Origin of the sequence: Antrihabitans auranticaus, assembly GCF_016481275.1 — a bacterium.
Taxonomy (GTDB): domain Bacteria; phylum Actinomycetota; class Actinomycetes; order Mycobacteriales; family Mycobacteriaceae; genus Antrihabitans.
Map to the genome: position 1 here is coordinate 787,804 of NZ_JAEMNW010000003.1, position 26,619 is coordinate 814,422.

Here is a 26,619-nt window from a genome sequence, read left to right on the forward strand (position 1 = left end):
CGCTGCTACCTGCGGAAACGCCGCCCCACGCGCCAAGCAGCCAGTTGAGCAAATTGGTGATCATCTCCAGGAACCTTTCATCGTGCGCGTCGGCATTAGAACCGGGAGTAACGTCGCGGATGCCGACTGTCGCGTTACAAAGTAGCAATCGGAGCTGAGAATAGTCTTATGAGCAATCTCGAGGCCTCGACCGCAATCGTCACCTGTCGGGAGACCGATCACCCTGACGTGTCGGCGATCGAAATCCTTACGCCGCGAGAGGTCCCGCTCGGCGGTCTGCGGGCTATGCCGGTCCGCCGAACACTGCCGCAGCGGCAGCGTTCGCTCATCGGAGCGTGGTGCTTCGCCGACCATTACGGTCCCGACGATGTAGCCGAGACCGGCGGTATGAAGGTCGCGCCGCATCCGCACACGGGGTTGCAGACGGTGAGCTGGTTGTTCGCGGGCGAGATTGAGCATCGCGATACCGTCGGCTCGCATTGCATGGTCCGGCCGGGCGAGCTGAATCTCATGACCGCGGGCGCCGGAATCGCGCATTCCGAGGTATCGACGGCGAAGACGACTGTTCTACACGGCATGCAGCTGTGGGTTGCACTGCCGAAGGCGGCTCGGAACACAGAGCCGACATTCGAGCACTATGCGCCCGAGCCGTTCACCGTCGGCAGTGCACGGATCAGCGTCTTCCTCGGCACACTCGCGGGCGACACGTCGCCGGTCCGCACGTTCACTCCGTTGCTCGGTGCGGAGATCGTGCTCGAGCCAGGAGCTGTGCTGACGCTCGATGTCGACCCGTCGTTCGAGTTGGGTGCGCTCGTCGACCTCGGTCCGATCGAGTTGTGTGGTTCGCAGGTCGATCGTTCCGAACTCGGGTACCTCGCGCCGGGCCGCAGCACCATCACCGTGCGCAATCCCGGAAAGCACCAGTCGCGCTTCCTGTTGCTGGGCGGCGAGCCGCTGGGCGAGCAGATTCTCATGTGGTGGAACTTCGTCGGTCGATCCGACGAGGAAATCAGGGCGTACCGCGAGCAATGGCAGGCGGAGTTCGACGCGCACAGTGCCGGCGAAGGCGCTGAGACCGAGCAATTCGGCGTGGTCGAGGGCTATCGCGGCAAATGGATCCCAGCCCCGCCGATTCCGGCGCTGCCGCTCAAGCCTCGCGGTTAGCTGAACGTGTCGGTGGCCGGTGCGAGACTGCGTCCATGGCTATAGAACTACAGGGACTGCGAACGGTCATCTACCCGGTGGCGGACCTCGATGCGGCGAAGGCGTGGTGGGCCGAACTGCTCGGCGAACAACCATATTTCGACGAGCCGTTCTACGTCGGCTTCAACGTGGCGGGATACGAGTTGGGCCTCCTGCCCGGTCAAGATCCCGCTGACGGCGCATTGACGTACTGGGGTGTCGAGGCGGTCGACGAGGCAGTTGCGGCCGCAAATGCTGCAGGTGCGACCGAGCACACGCCTGCAAGCGAGGTGGGCGGCGGCATCGTCACCGCGACGGTCCGGGTGCCCGGTGTCGGCATCGTCGGCTTCATCCACAACCCGCATTTTTCGTTGCCGTAGGCCGGAGCCGATACGCTCGCAAGAGTAGGAAATGACTTCGACCAGGAGCTGACTATCACCGCCGAATCCATCGGCTCGGGGGCCGCGCTCGAGCGCAGTCTCCGCCTCGATTCGCCGGTGAACGTGGCGCTCACGCTCGCGCCGCTGCAGCGTGGTGGGAGCGACCCGTGTCAGCGGCGCACCCCGGACGGTGCCGTTTGGCGGGCGTCGAGAATGCCCTCTGGCACTGTCACGTTCCGGGCGACCCAGGCTGGCCGAAACGTGGTCGACGTCCGAGCCTGGGGCGAGGGCAGCGAGGAGTTGCTCGACGGCTTTCCCAAGATGCTGTGCCTCGATGACGACCACAGCGACTTTGTGCCCGCCCATCCGAAGATCGCGGAAGCGCACAGGAGATTCCCCGACCTCCGCATGCTGCGCACAGGACGCGTATTCGAGTCGCTCGTTCCGGCTGTGCTCGAGCAGAAAGTGCACGGCATTGCGGCGTGGGCGTCGTGGCGGCAACTCGTCCGCCGTTTCGGCGAGCGAGCACCGGGACCGGCCCCGCACGGCATGTTCGTGTCACCGAGTGCCGAGACATGGCGTTACGTACCGTCCTGGGAATTCCACCGCGCGAACGTCGACCCACGTCGCGCCAAAACGATCGTCACGGCTGCCCGGATCGCCGATCGGCTTGAAGAAGCGGTCGGCATGAATCGGGTCGACGCCGAAGCGAGACTCCGGTCGGTGCCCGGAATCGGCATCTGGACCGCCGCAGAGATCGCGCAGCGTGCGCTGGGCGATTCGGACGCAGTGTCGGTCGGCGATTTTCACCTCGCTGCGCTGGTCGGCTGGACCCTCCTGGGACGGCCCCTCGACGACGACGGAATGGTCGAGTACCTCGAGCCTCTCCGCCCGCATCGGTACCGGGCGATCCGCCTCCTCGAAGTGGCGGGCTTCGCAACCAAGCCGAAATTCGGACCTCGCACAGCGGTCACGGACCATAGCTGGCACTGAGTTTTTGGCCCTGCACTGAGTCTGGCCCGCCGACCACGCTCGCCGTTTTGTTCCTCGCTGCCGTTATAACGAGAGCGGGTAACAAAACCGCGAGCGGCGTAGCGCGGCTGGGGTCTTAATCCCGCGGACCGCCCGCAACATAAATGACCTGCCCCGACACGAAGCCGGCACCTTCGCTCACGAGGAACGACACAGTGTGGGCGATGTCGTCGGGGTAACCCACCCGCCCGACCGGTGTCTGGGCCGCGGCGGCAGCTTTGAAGTCTTCGAAGGGGACGCCGACGCGTGCGGCGGTTGCTTCGGTCATTTCGGTGACGATGAATCCCGGCCCGATCGCGTTGGCCGTGACGCCGTACTTGCCGAGTTCGATGGCGAGGGTTTTCGTGAAGCCCTGCAGGCCTGCTTTGGCCGCAGAGTAGTTCGCTTGCCCACGGTTACCCAGCGCGGAAACGCTCGACATGTTGACGATTCGTCCCCACTTGGCTTCGACCATGTACTTCTGCGCGGCCTTCGTCAGCAGGAAGGATCCACGCAGGTGCACGTTCATCACCGCATCCCATTCGGACACGGGCATTTTGAACAGCAGGTTGTCACGCGTGATACCTGCGTTGTTGATGACGACGGTCGGTCCGCCGAGTTCGTCGGCAATCCGGGCTACCGCCGCAGCGACAGAATCCTCGTCGGATACGTTGGCGCCGACCGCAAGCGCGGACCCGCCCGCGGACGTGATCGCGTCGACCGTGCCGGCACAGGCACTTTCGTCGAGGTCCAGCACCGCGACCGCGAAGCCGTCGGACGCGAGCCGCTGCGCGATTGCCGCACCGATTCCGCGCGCCGCACCGGACACAACTGCAACCCTGCTCATGGGAATCTCCTCGTGAATTAACGAACTCGTACCCGTCTCCGATGCAGCATACGAACGCACGAATTGCCAGGAGGAGGTACCCGATGTTCCGCGATCCAGAACTACCCGACTGGCTCGAATTCCTCTTGGCGTGGCTGGGCGTGCGGTGGTGAGCCCTGCGCAGCCCGCTACAGCGAGACCAGCCGCGCAATCGCCTGGACCGGCAGCGGCAGCCAACTCGGTCGATGTCGCGACTCGTAGACCGCTTCGTAGATCGCCTTGTCCAACTCGTAGGCGCGAAGTATGGCTGAATCATCGCGGGGGTCTCGCTGCGCGACGGCCGCGTAGCCGTCGCAGAACGCGGAGCTGTTGCGGGCTGTCCACTCGTTTGCCCGGAACGCGCGCTGTGCGGAGTTGCTTTCGGTCGACTCGATCAGCGGGTGGTGGCCCGCGTAGTCGAAGGACCGCAGCATCCCCGCGACGTCTCGCAGCGGGCTGTCGAATTCGCGGCGCTCCGCGATCGTCTTGACGGGTTCGCCCTCGAAATCGATTAGCACCCAACGCGGCGGGGTGCGCAACGTCTGGCCGAGGTGGAGGTCGCTGTGGATCCGCTGGACCTGAGTCGGACCTGCGGACTCGGCTCTGTCGAAGATCTTCGTCGCTGCGTCGCGGGCCGCCGCGACCTCGGGGATCTGTTCGGCCGCGACGTCGAGTCGCAGCCGCATCATCGCCGTCGGCACCGGCCGAACCTCCGTGCCAAGACTGCGCGCCAGGTCGGCGTGCACCGCCGCGACCGCCTCGCCCAACCGCTGCGCCTCGCCTGCGAAATCGGTTCCCAACTCGTCGGCATGCAGGTCGGCCTCTGTGAAGAGATCCCGCACGCTGGTCAGAGCCATACTCCAGCCCTCTGCGGCGTTGGGTATGAATTGTTGTGCGATGGCCATCGTCGTCGGGATCGAGTCGACTTCTGTTTCCATCCAGCCGACGAGCGGCGCGACGAACTCGCAGCCGACCTCCCCGAGCGCACGGTGCAGTTCGAGGTCGGGATTGAGTCCGGCCTCCACCCGGCGAAACAGCTTGAGCAACAGCTGCTCTCCGTATACGACGCTCGTATTCGACTGCTCGGCGCCGAGTATTCGGCCACGTAGAGCGGGGTCGACCGTACCTCCGGGTGCCGTCCGAAAGCGCAAATCGCCGACCGATTCGGAGTGCGCGAGAGCGTGAATGTAGCGCGCCGTCACCTCGGGGTCGGCGAGTCCGTCGTACGGCGTCACCGCTCCCGCCGCATCCGTAAGTGCATGGGGCATAAAGGCTTCCGGGGGATGGATGCGGAATGCCAGCGGAATCTGATAGCGCTGCGCGGGGGCGTCGACGAGCTGGACGTCGACGATTGTGTGCTCTGCGACGAACCCGTCGTCATCGATCATATTCTGTCGCAACAGTATTCGAGCACCACTAATCGTTCGATTCTTCGCGGAGAACCAGCGTTGCGCCGGCAACCAACCAACCAGCAAGCTTTCCAGGTCGGCGTCCGAAGGCAGGCCGGCGATCATGTCCGCACCCCCGGGTCGTGTTCGCTGCTGCCGGGATAGCCGCTTCTGTTACCGTCGGCATGCGGGTCCGGTTGCAGTGCAAACCAAAAGAAGCCGTGGCCGGGCAGGGTGAGCATGTACTCGTCCGCGCCGATTTTCGGGAATGGAACCGAGCCGGTGAGCTCGACGGGTATTCGGCCTGCGAAGGCGGACAGGTCGAGCAGCGCAGCCTGGGGAAACCGAGAGAGATTGTTGACGCACAGGATGACGTCGCTGTTGCGGCGGTGTGATGGTTCCGGCGCAAGTTCACGCAGGAACGACAGCACCGACGGATTGTTGTTCCCCAGTTCGGTGAACGTACCCAGTCCGAACGCACGATGTTGCTTGCGTACGTGGATCATTCGGCGCGTCCAGTGCAACAGTGTGTTGGTCGAGTTCATCTGAGCTTCGACGTTGACCGCCTGGTATCCGTAGGTCGGATCCATGACGACGGGCAGGTACATGCGGGCCGGATCGGCGCGCGAGAAGCCGGCGTTGCGGTCGGGCGTCCATTGCATCGGTGTACGGACCGAGTCCCGGTCGCCGAGCCAGATGTTGTCTCCCATGCCGATTTCGTCGCCGTAGTAGAGCATCGGCGATCCCGGCAGGCTGAGTAGCAGCGCAGTGAAAAGTTCCAGTTGGTTCCGGTCGTTTTCGAGCAGTGGTGCCAGCCTGCGCCGAATGCCGATGTTGGCCTTCATCCGCGGATCTTTGGCGTACTCGGAGTACATGTAGTCGCGCTCTTCGTCGGTCACCATTTCGAGCGTCAACTCGTCGTGGTTACGCAAGAAGATGCCCCATTGCGACGAACTCGGTATGGGAGGTGTCTGCGCAAGGATCTCCGAGATCGGTATCCGGTTCTGCCGCCGGACCGCCATGAATATGCGCGGCATCAACGGGAAATGAAATGCCATGTGGCACTCGTCGCCCGTGTCCTCGCCGAAGTATTCGACGACGTCGGCGGGCCACTGATTCGCTTCTGCCAGCAACACGCGGCCGGGGTAGTCCTCGTCGATCACGCTGCGGCAGCGTTTGAGGAAGGCGTGAGTCTCCGGCAGGTTCTCGCAATTGGTGCCCTCGCGTGCATAGAGATATGGCACAGCGTCGAGGCGAAAGCCGTCGATTCCCAGGTCGAGCCAGAAGCGGAGCACGTCGATCATCGCTTCCGCGACTTCGGGATTGTCGTAGTTGAGGTCGGGTTGGTGCGAGAAAAAGCGGTGCCAGAAGTATTGGCCGCGAACCGGATCCCATGTCCAGTTCGACGTTTCGGTATCGACGAAGATGATGCGCGCGTCGGGATAGCCGGTGTCGTCGTCGGCCCAGACGTAGTAGTCGCCGTACGGACCGTCCGGATCGCTGCGCGACTCCTGGAACCACGCGTGGGTGTCCGACGTGTGGTTCATGACGAGGTCTGTGATGACGCGAATTCCTCGCCGGTGCGCCTGCTCGACAAGTTCGACGAAATCGTCGACCGTGCCGTACGCCGGCAACACCGTGCGGAAGTCGCGCACGTCGTAGCCGCCGTCCCGGAGCGGCGAGTCGCAGAACGGCGGCAGCCACAGGCAATCCACCCCCAGCCACGCGAGGTAGTCGAGCTTGTCGGTCAAACCTTTGAGGTCGCCCGTCCCGTCGTTGCTGTGGTCGGAAAACGACCTGACCAGCACCTCGTAGAACACGGCAGTTTTATACCAATCAGGTTCCACCTGTAGTGGTTTCGCATGTGCGAAGTCCTCGGCCTGCGCCTCCACCAGATGGCCGTCCGCCGTGTGATCGGCATGGGCTATCGCGGGTGGAACTCGGTGCAGCCCGAGCGGTTCGTACTGCGATTTCGACAAATCTTCAAGGGGCATGTGCACCTCGGCGGTCGGCTCGGCAGTCGGTCCGTACTCCCTCGACCCTAGCGCGACCTAGAGCCCACGTCCGCCCGAGGCGTCAGTGCACCATCGTTTTCGCGGCTTCCGCGCCCTGTTCTGCCGTCACGACATGTTTGCTTCGCGGCAACATGAATGCGGGAATCAACGTGAGCACGATCAGCACGACCGCGACCATGAACGTGTTGCCGAAGGCGTCCGCCGCGTGGTGGAGGCCGTCCGCAATCTGAGCCGGGCTCAGCAGTTTTGCGATATCCGGCTGCGTCCACGACAAGGTCGCGAGATCGGAGTACGGGTTTTCCTTGATCTGGTTGGTCAGGAGGACCGACATCGTCGCCGTGCCGATGGAACCTGCGATCTGGTTGACGATGTTCATCAGGGTCGATCCACGCGCGACCTCATGGTGGGTGAGGGTCTGCAACGCCGCCGTCATGATCGGCATCATCGTTGCGCCCATACCGAGTCCCATGACGAACAGGGAGCCACACAGGAGCAGGTACGAGGTTTCGGTGCCCACTTGTGTGAACGCCAGCATCCCTATGGCAATCAGGGTAATGCCCGTCATGACTATCTTGCCGGGACCTATCTTGTCGACGAGTTTGCCGGCGATCGGCATTGTGAGCATCGCGCCGAAACCCTGCGGAGCGAGCAGCAAACCGGCGTGCAGCGTCGACTCCCCACGGACCTGCAAGAAGTAGCTCGGGAAGAGCAGGCCTGCTCCGAAGAACGCAATTGCGAACAGCGTCATCGATACGACTGCGACCGTCAGCCCGCGGTTCTTGAACAAGTGGAGGTCGATCAAAGGGTGCGTGGTTCGCAGGGCATGGGGTACGAACGCAATGACCAGCAACGCACCGATAATTGCGGGCACCAGGACGCGCGCAGACGCGATCGTTCCCATCTGCGGTATCGAGGACACGCCGAACAGCAACAGCGCCAAGCCCGGCGACAGCAGCAGCATGCCGAGGAAGTCGAACGATTCCGACGGCGACGGATCGTCGGACGGGAGCACCACGAACGCGGCGATCAGAGCGATGGCACCGATCGGGACGTTGATGAGGAAGATCCAGTGCCAGCTGGCGGCCTCGAGCAGCCAGCCGCCGAGAATCGGACCACTGATCGGTCCGAGCAGCATCGGCACGCCGAGTACAGCCATGACTCGACCGATCCGTTGTGGACCGGCCGCGTGGGTCATGATCGTCATGCCCAGCGGCATCAGCATGCCGCCGCCGAGTCCCTGCAAGACGCGGAATCCGACGAGTGACGTTATGTCCCAGGCGAAGCTGCACAGCACCGAGCCGGCAACGAACAGAATCAGCGCGAGGATGAACAGCCGTTTCGTGCCGAACCGGTCGGCCGCCCAACCTGTCAGCGGAATGACGGTCGCGAGGGCCAGCGTGTAACCCGTCATCGTCCACGCGGCGATCGGGTAGCTCGTGTCGAAGACGTCCTTGAACGTCGGGATCGCCACCGAGACCACGGTCAGATCGAGGATCGACATGATCGCGCTCAGCACCACAACACCGGCGATTTTGAAGACCCGCGCGTCGAGCTTGTCGTCGTCAGGATCGATGGCCGGTACAGCAGCGCTATGCGGAGACTGAGTCACCGCTTAAGCGTGGCAGGTTCGCCCGATGTGCGCTAGCCCCTTGTGCCCGGGGCGAACAGCGCTACCCACCCGCAAATTTCGGACATTTGCGAGCACGCAGCAGACCGTTCAGTATGTATGTGTAGTTTGGTTTCTCCACTGAGGGGTACGCCGGACATATGGACCGCGCAGTGAAGCCGCGACGCACAAAGTACAAGTTCTCGCTGCTCGGATCCGATTGGATCGAGTGGTTGATCGTTGCAATGCTGTGCGCGACCGCGGCACTCGGCGTCGCCCTGTTGACTGGCTCCGTCGTATCGGCCGTGATTGTGGGCTTGGTTCTGCTCGCAGCAGCGAGCGCGGTCGTGGCGCTGCTGTAGCCGCCGTCGCCGTTACTGGCTGGGCTCGGGCAGGTCGCAGTCGCTAACCTTCGGGTTCGCGCCGACATAGTTCAACGGTCCGGCAATGATCGTCACGGCGATAGTTCCGACGCCAGCGCAGTCTTCGGCGGAGTTGTTGTAGTACCCCCGCTGTCCTGCGGCAATTGCGCCGATAATCAGCCACACCAACACAATCACCGCCGCAATACTGGTACCGCGGCTTCTCGCGTACATTTCGGTCTCCTGTCGCTCGTTCGAGTGAATCGTGGATACCCCGAACGAGCGCAGGTCAAACGGCTTTTAGCGACGGAAAAGCTTGTTGCCCAACCAGACAAGCGGGTCGTACTTTTTGTCGGCGACGCGCTCCTTCATCGGGATCAGGGCGTTATCGGTGATCTTGATGTGCTCGGGGCAAACCTCGGTGCAGCACTTGGTGATGTTGCACAGGCCGAGGCCGTGCTCTTCCTGCGCCAGATCGCGACGGTCGGCGACGTCGAGCGGGTGCATCTCGAGTTCCGCGATCCGCATCAGATACCGCGGACCCGCGAAAGATTCCTTGTTCTCCTCGTGGTCACGCACCACATGGCAGGTGTTCTGGCACAGGAAGCATTCGATGCACTTGCGGAATTCCTGCGACCGCTCGACGTCGATCTGCGCCATCCGGTACTCGCCCGGCTTCAGGTCGGGAGGTGGTGTGAAGGACGGAATTTCACGTGCTTTTGTGTAGTTGAACGACACGTCGGTGACCAGGTCTCGGATCACGGGGAACGTCCGCATCGGCGTGACCGTGATGACCTCCTCCTCCGTGAACGTCGACATGCGCGTCATGCAGAGCAGCTTCGGCCGACCGTTCACCTCGGCGGAACACGAGCCGCACTTGCCGGCCTTGCAGTTCCATCGGACGGCAAGATCGGGCGTCTGAGTTGCCTGTAGCCGATGGATGATGTCGAGAACGACCTCACCCTCGTTGACTTCGACTGTGTAGTCCTGCAATTCACCACCGTCGAGATCGCCGCGCCAGACTCGAAACTTCGCGTCGTAGCTCATGAGGCACTCCCCTCCGCTTTGGCCGCGCCAGGATGACCGGCGAGTTCGCCATCGGTGTAGTACTTGTGCAATTCGTCGATCTCGAAGAGCGCCAGCAACTCTGGACGCATCTCGAGCTGTTCCTTCGGTGTGACGGTGACGCCGGGTACGAGCTTGTCGCCCGCCGATTCGTCGATCGAGCACACCAGAAGTGTCTTGCGCCAGTCCGCGTCGAGGCCGGGATGGTCATCGCGCGTATGGCCGCCGCGGCTCTCCGTCCGCAGCAGCGCGGCCTTCGCGACGCATTCGCTGACCAGCAGCATGTTCCGCAGATCGATTGCGAGGTGCCACCCCGGGTTGAACTGGCGGTGACCTTCGACCGTCGCGCGCGAGAAACGCTCGCGAAGCTCGCCGAGATGCGCGATCGCCTCCTCGACTTCGGATGGCTTGCGGATGATGCCGACGAGGTCGTTCATCGATTGCTGCAGGTCCATGTGGAGCGTGTACGGGTTTTCGGTCGAGCCGTCTGCAGGCGGGTCGAACGGGGCTAGCGCGTTCTTCGCTGCGTCGTCGATGGCCGCTTGGGACACCTCGGGGCGCGAATCCAGCGATTCGACGTAGGAGGACGCTCCCAGACCTGCGCGCCGCCCGAACACGAGGAGGTCCGACAGCGAGTTCCCGCCGAGGCGGTTCGATCCGTGCATACCGCCCGAACATTCGCCCGCCGCGAAAATGCCCGGGACGCTGGCGGCCGCGGTGTCCGGGTCGACCTCGATACCGCCCATGACGTAGTGGCACGTCGGGCCGACTTCCATTGGCTCCTTGGTGATGTCGACGTCCGCGAGCTCTTTGAACTGGTGGTGCATCGAGGGCAGGCGGCGCACGATTTCGTCCGCCGGCATTCGGGACGCGATATCGAGGAACACTCCGCCGTGGGGTGTGCCGCGCCCAGCCTTCACTTCTTCGTTGATGGCGCGGGCGACCTCGTCACGCGGCAGCAGGTCGGGGGTGCGACGAGCGCTGTCGTTGTCCTTCAGCCACTGGTCCGCCTCCTCCTCCGTCTCGGCGTACTGGCCTTTGAACACCGGCGGGATGTACTCGAACATGAACCGCTTGCCCTCGGTGTTCTTGAGGACGCCACCGTCACCACGCACACCCTCGGTGACGAGAATGCCCTTCACGCTCGGTGGCCAGACCATGCCGGTCGGGTGGAACTGGAGAAACTCCATGTTGATCAGCGTCGCGCCGGCCCGCAGTGCGAGGGCGTGGCCGTCGCCGGTGTACTCCCAGGAGTTGGAAGTCACCTTGTAGGACTTGCCGATTCCGCCGGTCGCGATCACGACCGCCGGGGTCTCGAAGAGGATGAACCTGCCCGATTCGCGCCAGTAACCGAATGCACCGGCGATCGCGTCGCCGTCCTTGACGAGCTCGGTGATGGTGCACTCGGAGAAGACCTTGATGCGGGCTTCGTAGTCGCCGGTTTCCTTGAAGTCCTCTTGCTGCAACGACACGATCTTCTGCTGCATCGTCCGGATGATCTCGAGTCCGGTGCGGTCACCGACGTGCGCCAGTCGTGGATAGGTGTGGCCGCCGAAGTTGCGCTGGCTGATTCGGCCGTCCTTGGTGCGGTCGAACAGTGCGCCGTAGGACTCGAGTTCCCACACGCGATCGGGTGCCTCTTTGGCGTGCAGTTCGGCCATCCGCCAGTTGTTGAGGAACTTCCCGCCGCGCATCGTGTCTTTGAAATGGGTTTGCCAATTGTCCTTCGAGTTGGCGTTTCCCATCGATGCCGCACAGCCGCCTTCGGCCATGACGGTGTGCGCTTTCCCGAAGAGCGACTTGCAGACGACCGCAACGGAATGACCGCGTTCGCGCGCTTCGATGACCGCCCGGAGGCCGGCACCTCCAGCGCCGATCACTACGACGTCGTATTTCTGGCGTTCAACCTCTGTCATTGACGAAATTCCTTAGGAGTTCGAGACAGACGGGTCCGGCGGGGGCTGCACCGGATACCGATCTGCAAGGTCGCTAACCGACGAAGCGAAGGTCGCTTATCGTGCCGCTCGCAACGAGCATCACGTAGAAGTCGGTGAGCACGAGCGTGCCCAGCGTGGTCCAGGCCAGCGCCATGTGTTTGGTGTTCAGCTTCGACACCTGCGTCCATGTCCAGTACCTGACCGGATGCTTGGAGAAGTGTTTCAGCCGACCGCCGGTGATGTGTCTGCAGGAGTGGCACGAGATCGTGTACGCCCAGAGCAGCACAACGTTGGCGACCAGGACGACATTGCCGAGTCCGAAACCGAACCCTCCGGGGCTGTGGAAGGCGGTGATCGCGTCGTAGGTGTTGATCAGCGAGACGACGACGGCGAAGTAGAAGAAGTACCGGTGCACGTTCTGGATGATCAGCGGCAGCTTGGTTTCGCCGGAGTACTTACCGTGCGGCTCGGCGACCGCGCAGCCGGGCGGGGACATCCACACCGACCGGTAGTAGGCCTTGCGGTAGTAGTAGCAGGTCAAGCGGAACCCGAGCAGGAACGGGAGAACGACGAAGCCCAGGGGCAGGAAGAAGGGCAGGTCGCCGAACGGAGTACCGAAATGGCTTGAGCCCGGTACGCACTCGGTGCTCAGACAGGGCGAGTAGAAGGGCGTCAGGTAGTGGTATTCCTCGACCCAGTACGCGCTACCCCAGTAGGCGCGGACGGCACCGTAGACGAGGAAAGCCCCGAGGCCGAGGTTCGTGAGAAGTGGGGGCAGCCACCAACGGTCCGTACGCAGGGTGCGCGCGGAAATTCGCGCGCGCGTCTGCGAGAAGACTCCTGTTCGATCCTGGCTGCTCTTGTCGGTTGTGGGTGCGCTCACTTGGTCCGCTCGCGGGAATGAAAGCCGAGACCCTCGTCCTGAGCACCCATCCACGCTGATTCGTCCGACTTGCTGTCGGGAACGTAGATGACCTCACGTTGGGGGGCGGGCCGCCCTGCGATCTTCGGGGGAGGAGATTCCTCCAGATCTGCCACGTCGATGTCGAGACGGTCCAGATCGTTTGCAAGTCGGGTCACCGGACGTACGTCGCCGTACTGCGAACGAAGCGATCCGATGCACTGTCTGAGCTGGCCTATTGTCTGGCGAAGCTCGTTGAATTCGGCGGTTGCCATTTATCTACCTCCGAGGGCTGTGTGACAGTCGCCACACTACGGCAACCTTTCGGATCGGGCGAGGTAGTTCGCTAGACGAATGTGTCGTGGTTTGTAGAGCTCTGTCCAACGATCAGGGCGCACCCTCCCGGGCACGCCCTGATCACACTCGATTCGCTCAGTCGCTGTGTCTCCCTGGCAATCTCACTGACCGTAATAGTTCGGCGCAGCGCCGTAGCCGGAACCTTGGCGCGGTCCGGACGCCGATCGGGACAGTCCGGCAAGGATCGCAAAGAGGGCAACTGCGGCCCATACGACCAGCAAAACGATGATCCAGGTGTAATAGCCGTCGGTATCCAGCGTGGTGCCGTAGGGCGATTCGTTGGACTTGTCGATGTCACTTTTCAGGTCGATGGCGGCGTACACGTAGTAGGCAGTCATCCCTGCGCCGAGTAAGCCGACGAGAAGCCGGAACGGATTCGAACGGACGACCAACAGCAGGATTGCGAGCAGTAGAGCGGCAGCCGCCACGCCGTAGGTGACGTTGATCCACATCTCCCCCGCGTCGGGGGCGGCGTCGTCACCGATGAAGGCGGCGCCGAAAACCGCCAGAGTCATCTTCGCCCGATTCACTGCCTCGTCGATGGTTTCCGGTGAGTCGTCCCGGCCGGCGTACGCGACCACCGCCGAGAGGATCGCGCAGAGTATGAGCGCAGCTGCGGCAAGGAACGCCGGGACCGTGCCCCCCGGTCGCGAACTCTGTTGTGACGCAAATTGGTTGGGCGGTGGGTAATACCCGTGCCCGGGCTGCTGGTATTGGCCGGGCGGAGGACCGTACTGCGGCGGACCGTACTGGCCCTGCGGTGGAAAGCCGCCGGTCGGTGGGTATTGCCCGCCGGGCGGATATTGCCCGGGAGGTGGTCCGAACCCGCCAGGTCTCTGGTTCGGGTTCGGCGGCTGGTAAGGGCCACCGGGGTAGTTCGGGTTCGACATGTCGTCCCTCTGCGGATGATCGAGTGAAGAATGGTGATCCAACTGTCATCAGTGTGACGAGTCTCGAACTGAACTTCACCCGGTGGGCCGAGATTGTTAACGGCGCCCGATCGACTATCCGGCTGCCAATTCCACCGAGGGCTTACGAATTACGGCACCGCGCACCTTCTCGACAAGCCCAGTGACCGAATGTGCGACCTCGGCAGCGCGCTCCAGGATCACACCGTGCCCCGCGCCTTCCAGGCACACGAGTTCGCTACCCGGCAGCTGAGCCGCGATTGCGATCGAATGCTCGAAAGGGACCAGCACATCCGCGGAGCCGCCCAGGATCAGTGCGGGAATCCGGCCGAGAATCGGGAGCACATCGGATTCGTCGAATTCGATGAAGCTGTCGAGAAAGCTCGACATGGTGACGATGGACGTATCGTTCAGCATCGCCGCAGCAACCGCAATCGTCCTCGCGCTCACTTTCCGTGTGCCGAAGGCGGCATTTCGGACTATCGGCTCGCACACTGTGCGGCTCATTCGTTTCGACGCATGCATCACACCGGGCGCCCACCGGACCGCACCGCAGAGCGCCGAGACGAACGGCCTACGTAGGTACCTGCCCATGCCCGAGCTCGTGAGACCGCTTGCGGCAGAGGCGATCAGGCCGACGCCGACGATGCGGGAACCGATCGTCTCGGGATGCTGTCGGGCGTAGACGAGTGCGGTCATCGCACCCATCGAATGACCGACCAGAACGATGGGACCTACCGGTACGACCGCGCGGATCACGGCGTCGAGGTCGCAGCCCAACTGGTCGAGCGTGTACGTCGACGCCGGTGCTTCGCCCGATTCGCCGTGCCCGCGGTGATCGTAGAAAACCATGTGGGTATCGGTCCCCCACGCGCGCGTCAGGTAGCTTCGCAACTCGCGCCACGAGTCCGTCTGCAAACAGTGTCCGTGCACGAAAACGACGGTGAGCGGTGCGTCCGATCGGCCATAGGTGCGGACCGCGAGTGGAACGCCATCGTCAGCCGACACTGTGATGCGATGACCGTCGACATCGACGGCAACGGGTCGAGTGTTCAGCATGGCTGTCTCCGTAGGATTTGGGTTCCTGATGCGTAGTCGCGCTGGGCAACTCCTCCGTTACGGCAATTTCCTACAAACTGCTGAAGCGGTAGTTGGATAGTCGCCCAAAATGTCGGTTGACCTGCACCCCGAACGACAACCGTTATAGACCCGGTGTGCAAACGTCGCCGAAGTGTCGCTGTTGGCCGTTGTGTAGGCGACTATCGGCCTGACTAGTGAATCCTCTAGAGACAGTTAGAGATTCATGTCGAGAATTGCGCATCGGCGGATATATGGTTATCTAGCAAATTTCCAATTCACCGTTAGAGATGACAATCGGGTTCAGCCAGCTGCGCAGTTTGTCGTACACGACGTCGTTGTTCAGCAATGTGAAGTGGTTGGCCGGCGAGATGTGCAAACCGTTCGAATCTTCGAACCCGATCCTGCGTGATCGGGTTCGGCCGGTCGCGCTGGATGTCAGGACGAGTCCGTCGCCGAGCAGCTTGCCCATTGGATGCCGCGGGCTTCGCGTCACCGTCGCCGACACGAAGTAGTGCGTAGCTCCGACGAGCAGTGGCACCTCGACGCAGACGGCCGCGCGCAACGCGTCCTTGTCCCGGCCGGACCAGTCCTCGTCGACGAGCGACCCCAGCCGTAGATCGCGGATGCCGTTGCTTCGCCGCCGCAGAAAGCGCCCGATCGGCGCAGTTTCGGGCAGCATCGTGAGCCCCGCGCTCGCGTAGTGCACAAGCCGTTCGAGTGGTGCCCCGAAGTGTGGTGAGCCAAGGCAGACGACCTGCCGAACCTTGCCCGCCCACGGGGCGTGGTCCGTCTGGGCGATATGGCAGGCGCTGCGCGCCACGAGGCCGCCCATGGAATGGCCGACGATCGCTATTTCCTCGACCTCGACCGGCCAGGTGTCGACGATTTCCGCCAGCAGGGCAGCGAACGAGCGTGCGTTCTCGGAAATGTGACGCCCGGTGTTGTACCTGATGTGGAGCGGGGTGCAGTTGTAGGTCGAACCCAATTGTTCGCCGTAGCTCGGCCGCCCGCCGAGCCGCCAGGCGTATTCACTCTCCATCAGGCCGTGCAGAAATACGACCAGCCGAGCCGACGGTGCCGGAAAGGTTTCGGCGAGCACGCTGGGTTCGGCGGCGATGTATTTCCCGTCGACGCGCAGGGTCATTGCCTCCGCGAGGGCGGGCTGTTCCGCTTCGAGTGTGTCGCCGCGCAAACCTTGGATGGCTGCAATGATCCCAGCGCCCCAAGCGGTTTCGGACGGCGGACTGGCCAGCGGCAGGTCGAGAATGCTCGACGCCTCGCTTGCCAGCGAGGTCGTGCCGCTGACCGCGGTGTAGACGCCTTCGGATATCGCGTCGTGCAACGCCTTGATGGGCGCCTGCGCGGATCCGATACCGAAGCCGACGACCGAGAAGATTCGGTCCGAGATTGCTCGGTGCATCTTCGCAATACCGCCGACTGCGCCACCGAGCTCGTCGAACGCCAGCTGGGAGAGAGCGCGAACCTCGCGCTTCCGCTCTGCAACATCAACCATGATCCGAGTGTACAACTGTGCACCGAATCCGCTAGCTTTAGCGGCTGTGCAGGGGGAATGCGTCGAATCGCTGCGTAGATCGAGCGGAGGCAGCACGATTTCCTGGTAGTACTTCGCTGTTGAAGGGGGATCACCTTGGCGCGAGTCCGCACTTTGCTCGCGATGCTTGTCGTTCTCATCTCGGTCGTGACCGGCTGCAACAGCGATGCCGACAACAACGTCGAGGTGTTCACGTGGTGGTCCGACGCGTCGGAGCAGGCTGGACTGAACGCGTTGGTCGAGGTCTTCAACCGGAACTATCCGGATCTGACGTTCATCAACGGAGCTGTGGCGGGCGGCGCTGGGGGCACGGCGCGTGATGTCCTGGCCTCGCGATTGGCGGCCGGCGATCCGCCCGGAACGTTTCAGGTGCACGCGGGCATGGAATTGGCCGACTACATCGAGGCCGGGCAGGTTCAGGACCTCGGTGGGCTCTACGCCGAAAATGGCTGGGACACAGTGTTTCCGCGCGGCCTGTTGGATCTATTGACTGTCGACGGCAAGATCTACTCGGTACCGTCGAACGTGCACCGCGCCAATGTCGTCTGGGGAAATCCCGCGGTACTCTCCCGCGCAGGAATCGATCCGCAGTCGCGTCCAGCAGATCTCGATGCGTGGTTCGCGCAGCTCGACGCGTTGAAAGCAGCAGGGGTCACGCCACTCGCCATCGGCAAGGACTGGACGCAGGTGCACCTGCTCGAAACTGTCCTCATCTCCCGGCTCGGATCGGAGTCCTACAAAGGTCTCTTCGATGGCGAGACGAGTTGGGCCGATCCGCGAATCACCGCGGCGCTGGCCGATTTCGGCCGCCTCCTCTCCTATGCCAACACCGACAACCAGTTCCTCGACTGGCCGGCGTCGACGAAACGTGTGATCGATGGGAAGGCTGCCTACACCGTCATGGGTGACTGGGCGGAGAACCTCTTTCGTGCAGAGGGAATGCAGTTCGACGTCGACTACGTCGCGTTTCCTGTCCCCGGAACCCAGGGTGCGTTCGATTTCCTGGCGGATTCGTTCACGTTGCCGGCGAACTGCCCGAACGAGAGTGGTGCCGTCGATTGGCTCGAGACAGTGGCGAGCATCGAAGGCCAGCAGGCGTTCAATCTGGCAAAGGGGTCCATTCCCGCGCGATCGGATGTCTCGCCTGGCGACTATCAGCCTTATCAGCAAACCGCGATGACGTCCTATCGCGACGACGTCATCGTGCCGTCGCTCGCGCACGGCGCCGCGGCGCCGGTCAGGTGGTTGGCCGACATCACAACTGCTGTAAGGGCATTCGGCACACACCACGATCCAGTGGCGTTGCAGCAGGCGCTCGTCGATGCCGCTGCGACGCACGTCGGGAATCCGTAGGGCTCTCTAAGCGTCTCTAGTGGCTGAACTAGACGGCCTTGGTCTTGGCTACAGATCGGTCTGCGCGCGGAGATACCTACCGAAGTGCGGCACCGTGAACCCGATCGTTCCCCGCTCGGCCGAGTAGATGAGCCCCTTCTTGATCAGCCCATCGCGGGCAGGTGAGAGCGATGCGGGTTTGCGGCCGAGCTCAGCGGCAATTTTCGCGGTTGCTACCGGACCGTCGTCGCCCGACAGATCGGCCATCGCGCGCATGTATTCGCGTTCCGCGGGCGTCGCACGTTCGTACCGCGACCCGAAGAACCCCACAGCGAGTTCTTCCTCGGCGGTCGGGGCTGCGACGAGAACGTCTTCCGCAGTGATCGGGCTGTCCGCAGCGAGGTCCCACGTCGCTTTGCCGTAGGCCTGGACGAAATACGGGTAGCCATCGGCGGCCGCGTACAGCGCATCGAGCGCGTCCGCGGTGTAACTGACGTCCTCGCGTGCGGCGGGGGCGATAAGTGCGAGGTCGGCGGAATCGCGATCGAGTCGGTCGATGCGGTGGTAGCTGAACAGGCGCTCCGAGTAGCTCTTGGACGCCGACAGCACGGCCGGCAGGTGCGGCAAGCCAGCTCCGACGACGATCAGCGGTGCCGCGTCCTGGCTCAACTCGTGGCACGCACCACAGATCGCCGAGATGTCGGCGGCGCCGATGTCCTGCATCTCGTCGATGAAGATCGCCAGACCGATGCCGATGTCGCGCGCGAGCCCTGCAGCCTCCATCAGAAGTTCGACGAGGTCGATCTCGATGTCCCCCGAGTCTGCCCGACCGGTCACCGTCGGAACGTCGATCCCCGGTTGCCAACGCTCCCGCATGCCCTTGTCAGCAGTGGCGCGGAGCGCAAAGGCTTTGAGAATCCCCAGGAAGTCGTCGACCCGCTCGGGATTTCGGTGGGCGGCCGCTATGGCGCGAACCGCCATGTGCAGGGCAGAAGACAGCGGTCGGCGCAGATCCTGATCGGGGCGTGCCTCGATTTTGCCGGTCCCCCAGCCGCGGGAAATGGCTGCGGACCGAAGTTGGTTGAGCAACACCGTTTTCCCGACGCCGCGTAGTCCGGTGAGTACAACGCTGCGTTCGGGTCGGCCACGAGCAATGCGCTCGAGGACGACGTCGAACGCGTCCAACTGCTTATCGCGACCGGCCAACTCAGGTGGACGCTGGCCGGCTCCAGGAGCGTATGGGTTACGCACGGGGTCCATGTGACGGAAGGTACAAGAGTTGGTAGGTAAATCTGGGTTTCTCTAGGGCGTGTCCTAGAGAACGCTATGAAGTTGTAGTGAGTTGGCCGTGGTGGGTCGAGTTGGGCTCCACTCGCGGTCGAGTGAAGGATTTCCCCCGAATTCCGGGGGTTTTCCTTCAGTCTTGCCCAGCGCCTCGGCCGCGTAGACGTACACGTCCCCCAACTCGTCCGCCAATTATTCATCTATCTACCAATTCCGGTAGATGGCGAAAGAGATACCAACCGGGTGTCGATTCTGAGTCGGCACCCGGTCACACGCACGCTCTAGTTCGCCGCGGCACGCTCGGCGGCTGCGGCACCTTTGAGGTTCTCGAACTGCACGGCCTGTCCGGCCGCACCCCAGTTGCCCTCCGGCACTTCGCGAATCAACGTCCACACATGCAGGGCCTGTGCAGAGTTCGGGTCAAGGCCCGCGGCTGCAACGACGGCGGCGTGAACCTCCGCAATGAGAATGTCTTTGCGCCGCTGCGACAGAGCGCCCTGGGGAACCGTGATGTCGACGCGGAATCGCGGCGAACCGCCGGGCCGTCCGCCGACCGCGAACCTCCCCGCCGGGATGTCGCGCAGATACACCCAGGTGATGTCGCGGAAGAACTGCGTGTCCGGTGCACGTTCTGCGCGGAGCAGGATGGTGACCAGTTCGTCGAGCAGCGGAGCTGACTTCTCCTCGGCAATTGCGCCTTCGGGGATCGTCACATCGATCATCGGCATTGATGTTCACACCTTTCGAGTGCAACCTGTGGTCCGGCGTCTCCGGTATATGTAATATTGCATAGAGCAGAATGCATCACAAGGGCCGATTCTCGTTACGATCTGTGGAAGGAGGTAGGCGAGTGAAGAACGAGGTCGGGACGCGCGACCGCATGTTGACGAGCGCTGTCCAGTTGATTCGGGAGCGTGGCGTTGCGGGCGCGACTATCGATGCGATCCTGTCGCACAGCAACGCTCCCCGCGGTTCCGTCTACTACCACTTTCCCGGTGGTCGCACCCAGATCATTACTGAGGCAATTGATTTCGCCGGAACCTGGATCACGTCGATCATCGAACGCGCGACCACAGCGGCAGATACAAGGCTCGTGTTGCGTGGCTTCATCGAGACCTGGAAGAAGATCTTGCGGGCCAGCAATTTCGACGCGGGTTGCCCGATCGTCGCCGTCGCGGTCGACGGCATGGCCGAGGACCCCGCGCTGCGCGCACCCGCCGCGGCGATATTCGGCCAATGGCGCGACGCATTGAGCGTGCACCTTGTCGCCGACGGCGTCGACGAGGCACGCGCGGCCAGGCTTGCCAGCGTCGTGATCGCGTCGATCGAAGGTGCTGTGGTGTTGTGCCGCGTCGAGCAGAGCACCGACCCACTCGACCACGTCGGCCAGGAACTGGAAGAGCTGCTGGCGACAGTTCTCGCCAAATAGTTCAGAGCATCTGGCCTGCCGGTTTCACCATTCCGCGAACAGTCTTCGCATCGACGAATTCGCCGAGCGCGGTCATGACCCATCCCGAAGGTTCCCTGATCAGCTTGCACATCGCCACGCCTGTGTGCGGCTTCGCCTCGGACAGGTCGAAACGCACAAGCTCAGCGCCGCTACCCGCGTCGATAAGCCGGCAGAAAGCATTCGCGACGTCGCTGAATTTGTGGCCCGAGAACGAATTCACCGTGAAGACGAGCCCCATCACTTCGGCGGGCAGGCGTCCGAGATCGACAGAGATGATTTCGTCGTCGCCCTCGCCGCGCCCGGTCAGGTTGTCGCCCGAATGCTGGATTGCACCGTCCAGGATGGCGAGCTTCATGAACCAGCAGGAAGCCAGTTTCTTTCGGTTGCCGTCGAAGGCGATGCATGACGCGTCCAGATCGACTCGACGACCGTTCGCGGGATCCCAGCCGAGCGCCATCTGAACCATCGACAACAGCGGTTGACCCGCCTTCGTCAGCGAAACGGACTGGCGCTTCTGCAGCGAGACCCGGCCCTTGTCGAGGTTGAGGCGAACCGGTGCGGCGGCAGGAACTTCGACGACGGGCTGTGGGGTCGCCTCCTCCTCGTCGACCGCAATCCCGAAATCCGTTGCAATACCGGCTAACCCGTTCGAATAGCCTTGGCCGACGCCGCGAATCTTCCACTGCGGACCGCGTCGATAGATCTCCACGAGAATGAGCGCGGTTTCGGGGCCGAGGCGGTCGGGCGCGAACGTGGCGAGGACGGCGCCGGACGGAATGTCGCGAAGCGTCGCGACCGGCGCTGCACCGGCGAACGTTGCACCGGCGGCGTCGAGGCTCGCCGTGACGACGATCTTGTCGATCTGGCTCGGGATGGCGTTCGTATCGATCGTTATCGCGTCGGGTCGCTGCGCATCCGCCGGCACGTGGCGCACGCCGGGACCGGTCGGCGCGTTGTAGAAGATGAAGTCGTCGTCGGAGCGCACCTTGCCGGACTCGGTAACCAGCAGCGCAGATACATCGAGGGCGGCCGCGGCACTGACCTCTACCGCAAATGCGGCGGCTCCGAGCGGCGCGTTCGATCCGCGCGTCAACACCGTCATGCGTAGTCCCCTCGTGAGCGCTATGTCCGTATCGGAGAGCTATGTCCGTATCGGAGAGCATAGGCAGACGCGCCGAGCGGGATTACGGCAGCTGTCAGGTCGGTTTCTCGGAGCCGTCGGTGGCTGGAATCGGCACAGCTCGCTCGTGCTTTACGACGCACGTCGACACGCGATTGTGAGCGACGGACATGACCTGGGTCCACCAATCCTGCAAGGGGCTGGGGTGGGGCCAGATGATTTTCGCCTCGCCGCTCATGTACTGCACTCCTACTGCGGCCCCTCGTGGGTGAAATGGCCGCATCAACTCTGGACCTTAATCAATCTGCGTGCCGGTTATGACGTGTTTCGCCGGAATTGCCACCTTGTAATCGGCGATCTAACACATCGTGTGTTTGCGGTTCCGCGGCCTGGGTAATCAAAAGCCGGGCCGGGGAATCGTAGAAACCGGCCTGACGCAATCGGAGGGAGAGTCGCATGAGTGGTCTCGACAAGGCAAAGAACACGGCCGAAGACTTGGCTGGACAGGCCAAGGAGAAACTCGGCCAGGTGACTGGCGATCGAGAAACCGAGCGTGAGGGTCAGAAGGATCAAGTGACCGGAAACCTCAAGCAAGCGGGCGAGAACGTCAAGGACGCCTTCCGAAGCTGATTTGTCGAACCTGAATCCAGTGGCGGTCCGCAACGGTGCGGGCCGCCACGTTCGGGTCTGGGTCAGCCGATCGCGCGTTCGACGAAACCCGTGCCCGTAGCGGGTGCAACGCGCTCAGCGAAGGCGCCGATCTGCGCTACCGCCTGCGCTGCTTCGGGTGCGATTCCCGCTGCTGCCTGAAATACGTGCACGGAGTTCTCCCAGGTCTGCAGCTCGCAAGACACGCCGGATTCGGCGAGTCTGCGAGCCATCAATTGGGCGTCCGGATAAAGCATTTCGCCGGTGCACGCTTGAATCAAAGTGGGCGGCAACCCATGTAGATCGCATTCGACGGGGGAATTGAGCCGCAATGCTGTCGAACTGCCGGAAGTGCGGTCGATATGCGCGAATTCGCCGAAAGTGTGGACAGCGCGTCGGGAGAACACAACACAGGAATCGGCGCTCGGCGCGTCGAGTTTTCCGGCGTGATCGAAATCGGTCAACGGCGATATCGCGACAATTCCGGCAGGTGCAGGCAGGCCTTCACGCAACGCCGCAATTGCGGTCATGAATACCAGGAATCCGCCCGCGGAGTCACCGACGAAGATGATCTGCTCTGGTGAAATTCCTTGCGCGAGAAGGTGCCTGTAGCCATCGAGGCCGTCGTCTATTGCAGAACGAATCGGGTGCTTCGGTAACTTCCGATATTCCACGGCGAGAGCTGTTGCAGCCATCGCATGCGCGACCTTCGATATCAATTGCCTGTGCAGGTGTTTACCGCCGACGACGAACGCGCCACCGTGCAAGTAGAGAACGTGTCGCGACGGGGCCGGGCCGGGCGGCGTGACCTCCTCGGCAGAACAGTGACGCAAGCGGACCTGTCGCACCGTGGTGCCGCGGACGCGCCGAAGCGGTCGACCGAGGTAGTCGGCCAGGGCGTACGGCCAGGGCAACTGCGGGGTCGCGGCCCACGCAGTGACGACCGGCTTCACCGTGGTCTTCACCGCGAGACCGACGGCGCGCATCGTCACGCTTTCGCCCTCGAAGTGTGTGAGCGTGGGACCGTTCTGATCCCGTGCAGCGCTCGATGACAGCGACGTCTTCCCGCGACGATGCGGCATGGCGCGACCCTTCTTCTGCCCCGGTGCTGGACGCTGGTCCAACAAATTTGGCAAAGCCTAAATCAGCTGTCGCCGCCGCGCGAACCCGCGTTACTCCCGGCGGGATCAGCGCCCCCGCCACACCGGTTCACGATGCTCCGCGAAGGCCCGGACACCTTCCGTCGCATCCTCGGAGAAGAGCGCCGCCGAGGCGACCTGGGTCTGTCGCTCGAAGGATTCGGCGGTGTTCCAGTCGCTCGATTCGACGATGATCTGCTTGCTCGCCACGACACTGAGCGGAGCGTTGACCGCTATCTGGGCGGCCAGCTCCAGTGCGACCTCGAGCGCCTTTCCTGCCGGGGCAATGCGGTTGACCAGGCCCAGTTCGGCAAGTCGTGCCGCCGGCATCGGGTCGCCGGTCAGTGCTAGCTCCATTGCGACGTTGCGGGGCAGTCGTTCCCGTAACCGCAGGACGCCGCCGCCGGCAGCGACCAGCCCACGCTTCGGTTCGGGGATCCCGAACTGTGAATTGTCGGCCGCGACGATCAGGTCCGCTGCCAGTGCTAGTTCGCAACCGCCGGCCAGAGCTGCACCCTCGACGGCGGCGATCAACGGCTTGGTGGGCGGTGCGCCGACCAGTCCGAGTGGTCCGCGCTTCTCGGTGATCGGGAATTGCCCGCGCGCTGCCGCCTTGAGGTCCATGCCGGAGCTGAATACCGCTGTGCCGCCGGTCAGTACAGCGATTCGCGCTGTGGGGGCGGCTTCGAAAGCGTCGATCGCCTGCTCGAGCGCTCGGGCCGCGGCCAGGTTGATCGCGTTGCGGACCTCCGGCCGGTTGAGCGTGATGACGGTGATCGGCCCGCGTCGCTCGACGAGTACCGGTGGGGGTGGCGGCGCAGGGAGGTCGACGGCGCAGGTCCCGGTGATCGTCACAGCGTCACCGCTCGCGACAGTGACCGGTAGTCCGAGTAGATCGCCATCGACGGCTTCCGCGACGATGTCCTCCTGTTTCGTCCTGACCAGCACTCGCTCACCCTTCGGGTTCAGCAAGCTCAGGACAGCTGCCTCGGGTTTGCCGTCGCGCGCGAATGGAACCGTGTACGCCTCGACGACGGCGTCTCCGGTGTAACCGCTGAGCACTGGTCGAGAGGGCGGGTTCTCGACGACCGGGTGCAGGTACGCATAGCTCTGCCTGGGCGGGGTTGCCGAGTAGATTCCGATCGCGTGTTTGGTCGCATACCAGCCGAGTGACGTTGACAGTGCGTAGGTTTCGGGTTGCTCACGCAGCCGCCCCACAAGCGTCGCGACAGCGTGACTGCCGTAATTGTTGCCCGGTCCACCACCGAAGGTGAGGCCGCCGGTGACGGTCAACGGACGGTTCGGATCGTCGGCGGGGAGGCCGAGTTCGCGTGCGGCAATCTGCACGGCTGACGGGAAGCATGCGTACAGATCCACGTGCGCGATGTCGTCGATCGACAGGCCCGAGTGCTCGAGCACCGCCGCTCCGATTGTTCTGATTGCGGGCGAGGCGGCGAGGTCCGCGCGTTCGGAGACGAACCATTCGTCGTGTGCCGATGCGCCGGCGTGCACGAAGACCCATTTGTCTTGCGCGATCCCGGCTTCCTCGGCTGCGGCCGCGCTGCACATGATCATCCCGGTGGCGAGGTCTACCTGCAGGTTCGCGCACAACAGCTTGGTGTACGGAGTGGACACCATCCGGTTGTCTTCGGACGTGGTCGTGATGTCGGCGGCAGGGAGTTCGGTCGGCTGCCACGCGTACGGGTTCCGGGCGGCCACACTCGAGAAGCGTGACCACAGTTCGCCGATTGCTTGCGAGTGTTCCTTCGGTTCGCGGCCCAGGCTGCGCCTGACCGCGGATTCGAGCAGCGAATAGACGTAGATCGGTGCACCGAGGCCGACGGCTGTTTCGGCGTCGTTGTTGGCAGTGCGGTCTACGCCGATCGTGCGGGTCGGCGCGATACCTGCGGCTTGCTCGGTCCAGCTCGGGACCTTGCCGGCGCGCTGTGCCGCGGCGAGTGTCGCACCGGATTCTGCGCCGGAGAGCAGGATGATCTCGGCGATGCCGTCGACGATCGACTGGGCCGCGTCGTTGATGATCAGTTGACCACCGTCGCCGCCGAACTTGCTGGACTGCACCGTTTCCGCCGGATTCGCGCCGACCGCGTCGGCAACGAGCGCAGCTTGATTGCGGTAGCTCCACGATGCGCTCGGCACCGCGTACGCGGCGTCGGCTGCCCGCAGGAGCGATTCGCCGGCACCCGAATCTTTGGCGGCCAACTTCAGTGCGGTGGCCGAAAGTGCTGCCGGTTCTTGCGGATTCGTCAGATCGGGCACACGCTGTACGACCTGTCCGACGCCGACGATGACGGGCGTCCTCGGGTCCAGCAGTACGCCGGATGCTGTGTGCAGCACTGGTTCACGCGTTGGCCGTCGCACTTTGAGCGGGCCCGCGGCCGCCATGGCTGCGGGAATCTTCGCGAGTGACTGATCGAGCGCTTCTTCCAGGCTCCGGATGACCGTCGACCCCATCGGGCCTTGGATCGGTTGGCCGTCCATCCCGGCGTCGAACCAGACTGTGCAGCCGGAATCGCGAGGCTCGATGGTGAGCCACTGGGCAATGACGAGCCCCATCGGTCCCTGGCCGCGTAGCTCGACCTCGGTGTCGTTCGCTGTTACGACGGTCCAGCGAATGTCGGCTGGAATTCCCATGATCTTGGCCTGCTGGGTGAATTCGACTCCAGCCGTGGCGATTTGCGGTGGATCACCGCGCCATCCCGCATGCATGGTCAGCCACGACGGGAACCGTGAGAGGTCAGCGAGGAAGGCGCTCGTCTCCGCGACCGGGTAGTCGACGTCGACCGACGCGTGGGCGCTTCGGGAGTAGTCCGCCAAGCCTTCGGGAAGCGTGCGGTCGCCGACCGGTCGATTCGCTGCGGGGGCCGGTGCGCGCCCGACCAGTCCGCCCAGCAGGTCCTTGCGCAAGTTCGGGTCGGAGGCTGCAGCGCGAAGCAATTGCCCTGCGGCGCCGAGCTGAGATCGGACTCGGCGCAGCGTGCTGCGGCGACGGCGTGGTTCGGACGGCATGGGAGATCCT

At 63.5% G+C, this 26,619-nt stretch carries 24 protein-coding genes; 7 read left to right on the forward strand and 17 right to left on the reverse strand.

Annotation, left to right across the window (positions count from 1 at the left end; translation table 11 throughout):
* Positions 1–168: 168 nt before the first annotated feature.
* The 3 genes from JGU72_RS17885 to JGU72_RS17895 all read left to right on the forward strand — a co-directional run bounded on the left by JGU72_RS17885 (position 169) and on the right by JGU72_RS17895 (position 2,555).
* Positions 169–1,164: a pirin family protein gene (locus JGU72_RS17885; protein ID WP_199685269.1), complete on the forward strand. Its 996-nt coding sequence runs from the start codon at positions 169–171 to the stop codon at positions 1,162–1,164.
* Between the two features lie 35 nt (positions 1,165–1,199).
* A complete protein-coding gene (locus tag JGU72_RS17890; protein ID WP_199685270.1) occupies positions 1,200–1,562 on the forward strand; it encodes a glyoxalase in 363 nt (120 codons plus the stop codon).
* A gap of 69 nt (positions 1,563–1,631) precedes the next feature.
* On the forward strand, positions 1,632–2,555 hold the full coding sequence (locus tag JGU72_RS17895; protein ID WP_199685407.1) for a DNA-3-methyladenine glycosylase family protein: 924 nt from the start codon (positions 1,632–1,634) through the stop codon (positions 2,553–2,555).
* Positions 2,556–2,670: 115 nt separating this feature from the next.
* On the opposite strand, the gene fabG is transcribed toward JGU72_RS17895, so the two are convergent.
* From fabG to JGU72_RS17915, 4 genes are all read right to left on the reverse strand, one after another.
* Complete coding sequence (gene fabG / locus JGU72_RS17900) at positions 2,671–3,420, reverse strand: 3-oxoacyl-ACP reductase FabG (protein WP_199685271.1); 750 nt, start codon at positions 3,418–3,420, stop codon at positions 2,671–2,673.
* 167 nt (positions 3,421–3,587) lie between these two features.
* Positions 3,588–4,952 (reverse strand): maltokinase N-terminal cap-like domain-containing protein, encoded by a 1,365-nt coding sequence (locus JGU72_RS17905; protein ID WP_199685272.1) that lies wholly within the window; start codon positions 4,950–4,952, stop codon positions 3,588–3,590.
* Complete coding sequence (gene treS / locus JGU72_RS17910) at positions 4,949–6,820, reverse strand: maltose alpha-D-glucosyltransferase (protein ID WP_199685273.1); 1,872 nt, start codon at positions 6,818–6,820, stop codon at positions 4,949–4,951. Before treS ends, JGU72_RS17905 begins: the two co-directional genes overlap by 4 nt.
* Positions 6,821–6,902: 82 nt before the next feature.
* Positions 6,903–8,450, reverse strand: coding sequence for a DHA2 family efflux MFS transporter permease subunit (locus JGU72_RS17915; RefSeq protein ID WP_199685274.1), 1,548 nt, complete (start codon positions 8,448–8,450; stop codon positions 6,903–6,905).
* Between the two features lie 158 nt (positions 8,451–8,608).
* Here JGU72_RS17915 and JGU72_RS17920 point away from each other — a divergent pair, with 158 nt between their 5' ends.
* Positions 8,609–8,809 carry a hypothetical protein gene (locus JGU72_RS17920; RefSeq protein ID WP_199685415.1) on the forward strand — a complete coding sequence of 67 codons (201 nt, stop codon included), beginning with the start codon at positions 8,609–8,611 and terminating at the stop codon, positions 8,807–8,809.
* Positions 8,810–8,821: 12 nt separating this feature from the next.
* Here the strand turns inward: JGU72_RS17920 and JGU72_RS17925 are convergent, their stop codons facing one another.
* From JGU72_RS17925 to JGU72_RS17960, 8 genes are all read right to left on the reverse strand, one after another.
* On the reverse strand, positions 8,822–9,043 hold the full coding sequence (locus JGU72_RS17925) for a hypothetical protein (RefSeq protein WP_199685275.1): 222 nt from the start codon (positions 9,041–9,043) through the stop codon (positions 8,822–8,824).
* Between the two features lie 66 nt (positions 9,044–9,109).
* Positions 9,110–9,856, reverse strand: coding sequence for a succinate dehydrogenase/fumarate reductase iron-sulfur subunit (locus JGU72_RS17930; protein WP_199685276.1), 747 nt, complete (start codon positions 9,854–9,856; stop codon positions 9,110–9,112).
* Positions 9,853–11,790: a fumarate reductase/succinate dehydrogenase flavoprotein subunit gene (locus JGU72_RS17935; protein ID WP_199685277.1), complete on the reverse strand. Its 1,938-nt coding sequence runs from the start codon at positions 11,788–11,790 to the stop codon at positions 9,853–9,855. Before JGU72_RS17935 ends, JGU72_RS17930 begins: the two co-directional genes overlap by 4 nt.
* A gap of 73 nt (positions 11,791–11,863) precedes the next feature.
* Positions 11,864–12,694, reverse strand: coding sequence for a hypothetical protein (locus JGU72_RS17940; RefSeq protein WP_199685278.1), 831 nt, complete (start codon positions 12,692–12,694; stop codon positions 11,864–11,866).
* Entirely contained in the window at positions 12,691–12,987 is a 297-nt protein-coding gene (locus JGU72_RS17945; protein ID WP_199685279.1) for a hypothetical protein, read from the reverse strand. Before JGU72_RS17945 ends, JGU72_RS17940 begins: the two co-directional genes overlap by 4 nt.
* A 183-nt stretch (positions 12,988–13,170) precedes the next feature.
* Positions 13,171–13,650 carry a hypothetical protein gene (locus JGU72_RS17950; protein WP_199685280.1) on the reverse strand — a complete coding sequence of 160 codons (480 nt, stop codon included), beginning with the start codon at positions 13,648–13,650 and terminating at the stop codon, positions 13,171–13,173.
* A 423-nt stretch (positions 13,651–14,073) separates the two neighbouring features.
* Positions 14,074–15,036: an alpha/beta fold hydrolase gene (locus tag JGU72_RS17955; RefSeq protein ID WP_199685281.1), complete on the reverse strand. Its 963-nt coding sequence runs from the start codon at positions 15,034–15,036 to the stop codon at positions 14,074–14,076.
* A gap of 280 nt (positions 15,037–15,316) precedes the next feature.
* On the reverse strand, positions 15,317–16,570 hold the full coding sequence (locus JGU72_RS17960; RefSeq protein ID WP_199685282.1) for a lipase family alpha/beta hydrolase: 1,254 nt from the start codon (positions 16,568–16,570) through the stop codon (positions 15,317–15,319).
* A gap of 162 nt (positions 16,571–16,732) precedes the next feature.
* Here JGU72_RS17960 and JGU72_RS17965 point away from each other — a divergent pair, with 162 nt between their 5' ends.
* Positions 16,733–17,962: an ABC transporter substrate-binding protein gene (locus JGU72_RS17965; protein ID WP_199685283.1), complete on the forward strand. Its 1,230-nt coding sequence runs from the start codon at positions 16,733–16,735 to the stop codon at positions 17,960–17,962.
* A 48-nt stretch (positions 17,963–18,010) separates the two neighbouring features.
* Here the strand turns inward: JGU72_RS17965 and JGU72_RS17970 are convergent, their stop codons facing one another.
* Both JGU72_RS17970 and JGU72_RS17975 read right to left on the reverse strand, forming a co-directional pair.
* Entirely contained in the window at positions 18,011–19,201 is a 1,191-nt protein-coding gene (locus JGU72_RS17970; protein WP_199685284.1) for an AAA family ATPase, read from the reverse strand.
* 305 nt (positions 19,202–19,506) lie between these two features.
* Positions 19,507–19,953, reverse strand: a complete 447-nt coding sequence (locus JGU72_RS17975; RefSeq protein WP_199685285.1) for a tautomerase family protein — start codon at positions 19,951–19,953, stop codon at positions 19,507–19,509.
* Between the two features lie 122 nt (positions 19,954–20,075).
* Here JGU72_RS17975 and JGU72_RS17980 point away from each other — a divergent pair, with 122 nt between their 5' ends.
* Complete coding sequence (locus tag JGU72_RS17980; RefSeq protein ID WP_307828495.1) at positions 20,076–20,654, forward strand: TetR/AcrR family transcriptional regulator; 579 nt, start codon at positions 20,076–20,078, stop codon at positions 20,652–20,654.
* Between the two features lies 1 nt (position 20,655).
* Here the strand turns inward: JGU72_RS17980 and JGU72_RS17985 are convergent, their stop codons facing one another.
* The gene (locus tag JGU72_RS17985) at positions 20,656–21,777 is read right to left on the reverse strand and encodes a TerD family protein (protein WP_199685286.1); all 1,122 of its coding nucleotides are present in this window, start codon (positions 21,775–21,777) and stop codon (positions 20,656–20,658) included.
* Between the two features lie 474 nt (positions 21,778–22,251).
* On the opposite strand from JGU72_RS17985, the gene JGU72_RS17990 reads away from it, so the two are divergent.
* Positions 22,252–22,425 (forward strand): CsbD family protein, encoded by a 174-nt coding sequence (locus JGU72_RS17990; protein ID WP_199685287.1) that lies wholly within the window; start codon positions 22,252–22,254, stop codon positions 22,423–22,425.
* Between the two features lie 62 nt (positions 22,426–22,487).
* Here the strand turns inward: JGU72_RS17990 and JGU72_RS17995 are convergent, their stop codons facing one another.
* Positions 22,488–23,525 carry an alpha/beta hydrolase fold domain-containing protein gene (locus tag JGU72_RS17995; RefSeq protein ID WP_233532512.1) on the reverse strand — a complete coding sequence of 346 codons (1,038 nt, stop codon included), beginning with the start codon at positions 23,523–23,525 and terminating at the stop codon, positions 22,488–22,490.
* Positions 23,526–23,630: 105 nt separating this feature from the next.
* A complete protein-coding gene (locus JGU72_RS18000; protein ID WP_199685288.1) occupies positions 23,631–26,609 on the reverse strand; it encodes a type II toxin-antitoxin system Rv0910 family toxin in 2,979 nt (992 codons plus the stop codon).
* Positions 26,610–26,619: the final 10 nt, after the last annotated feature.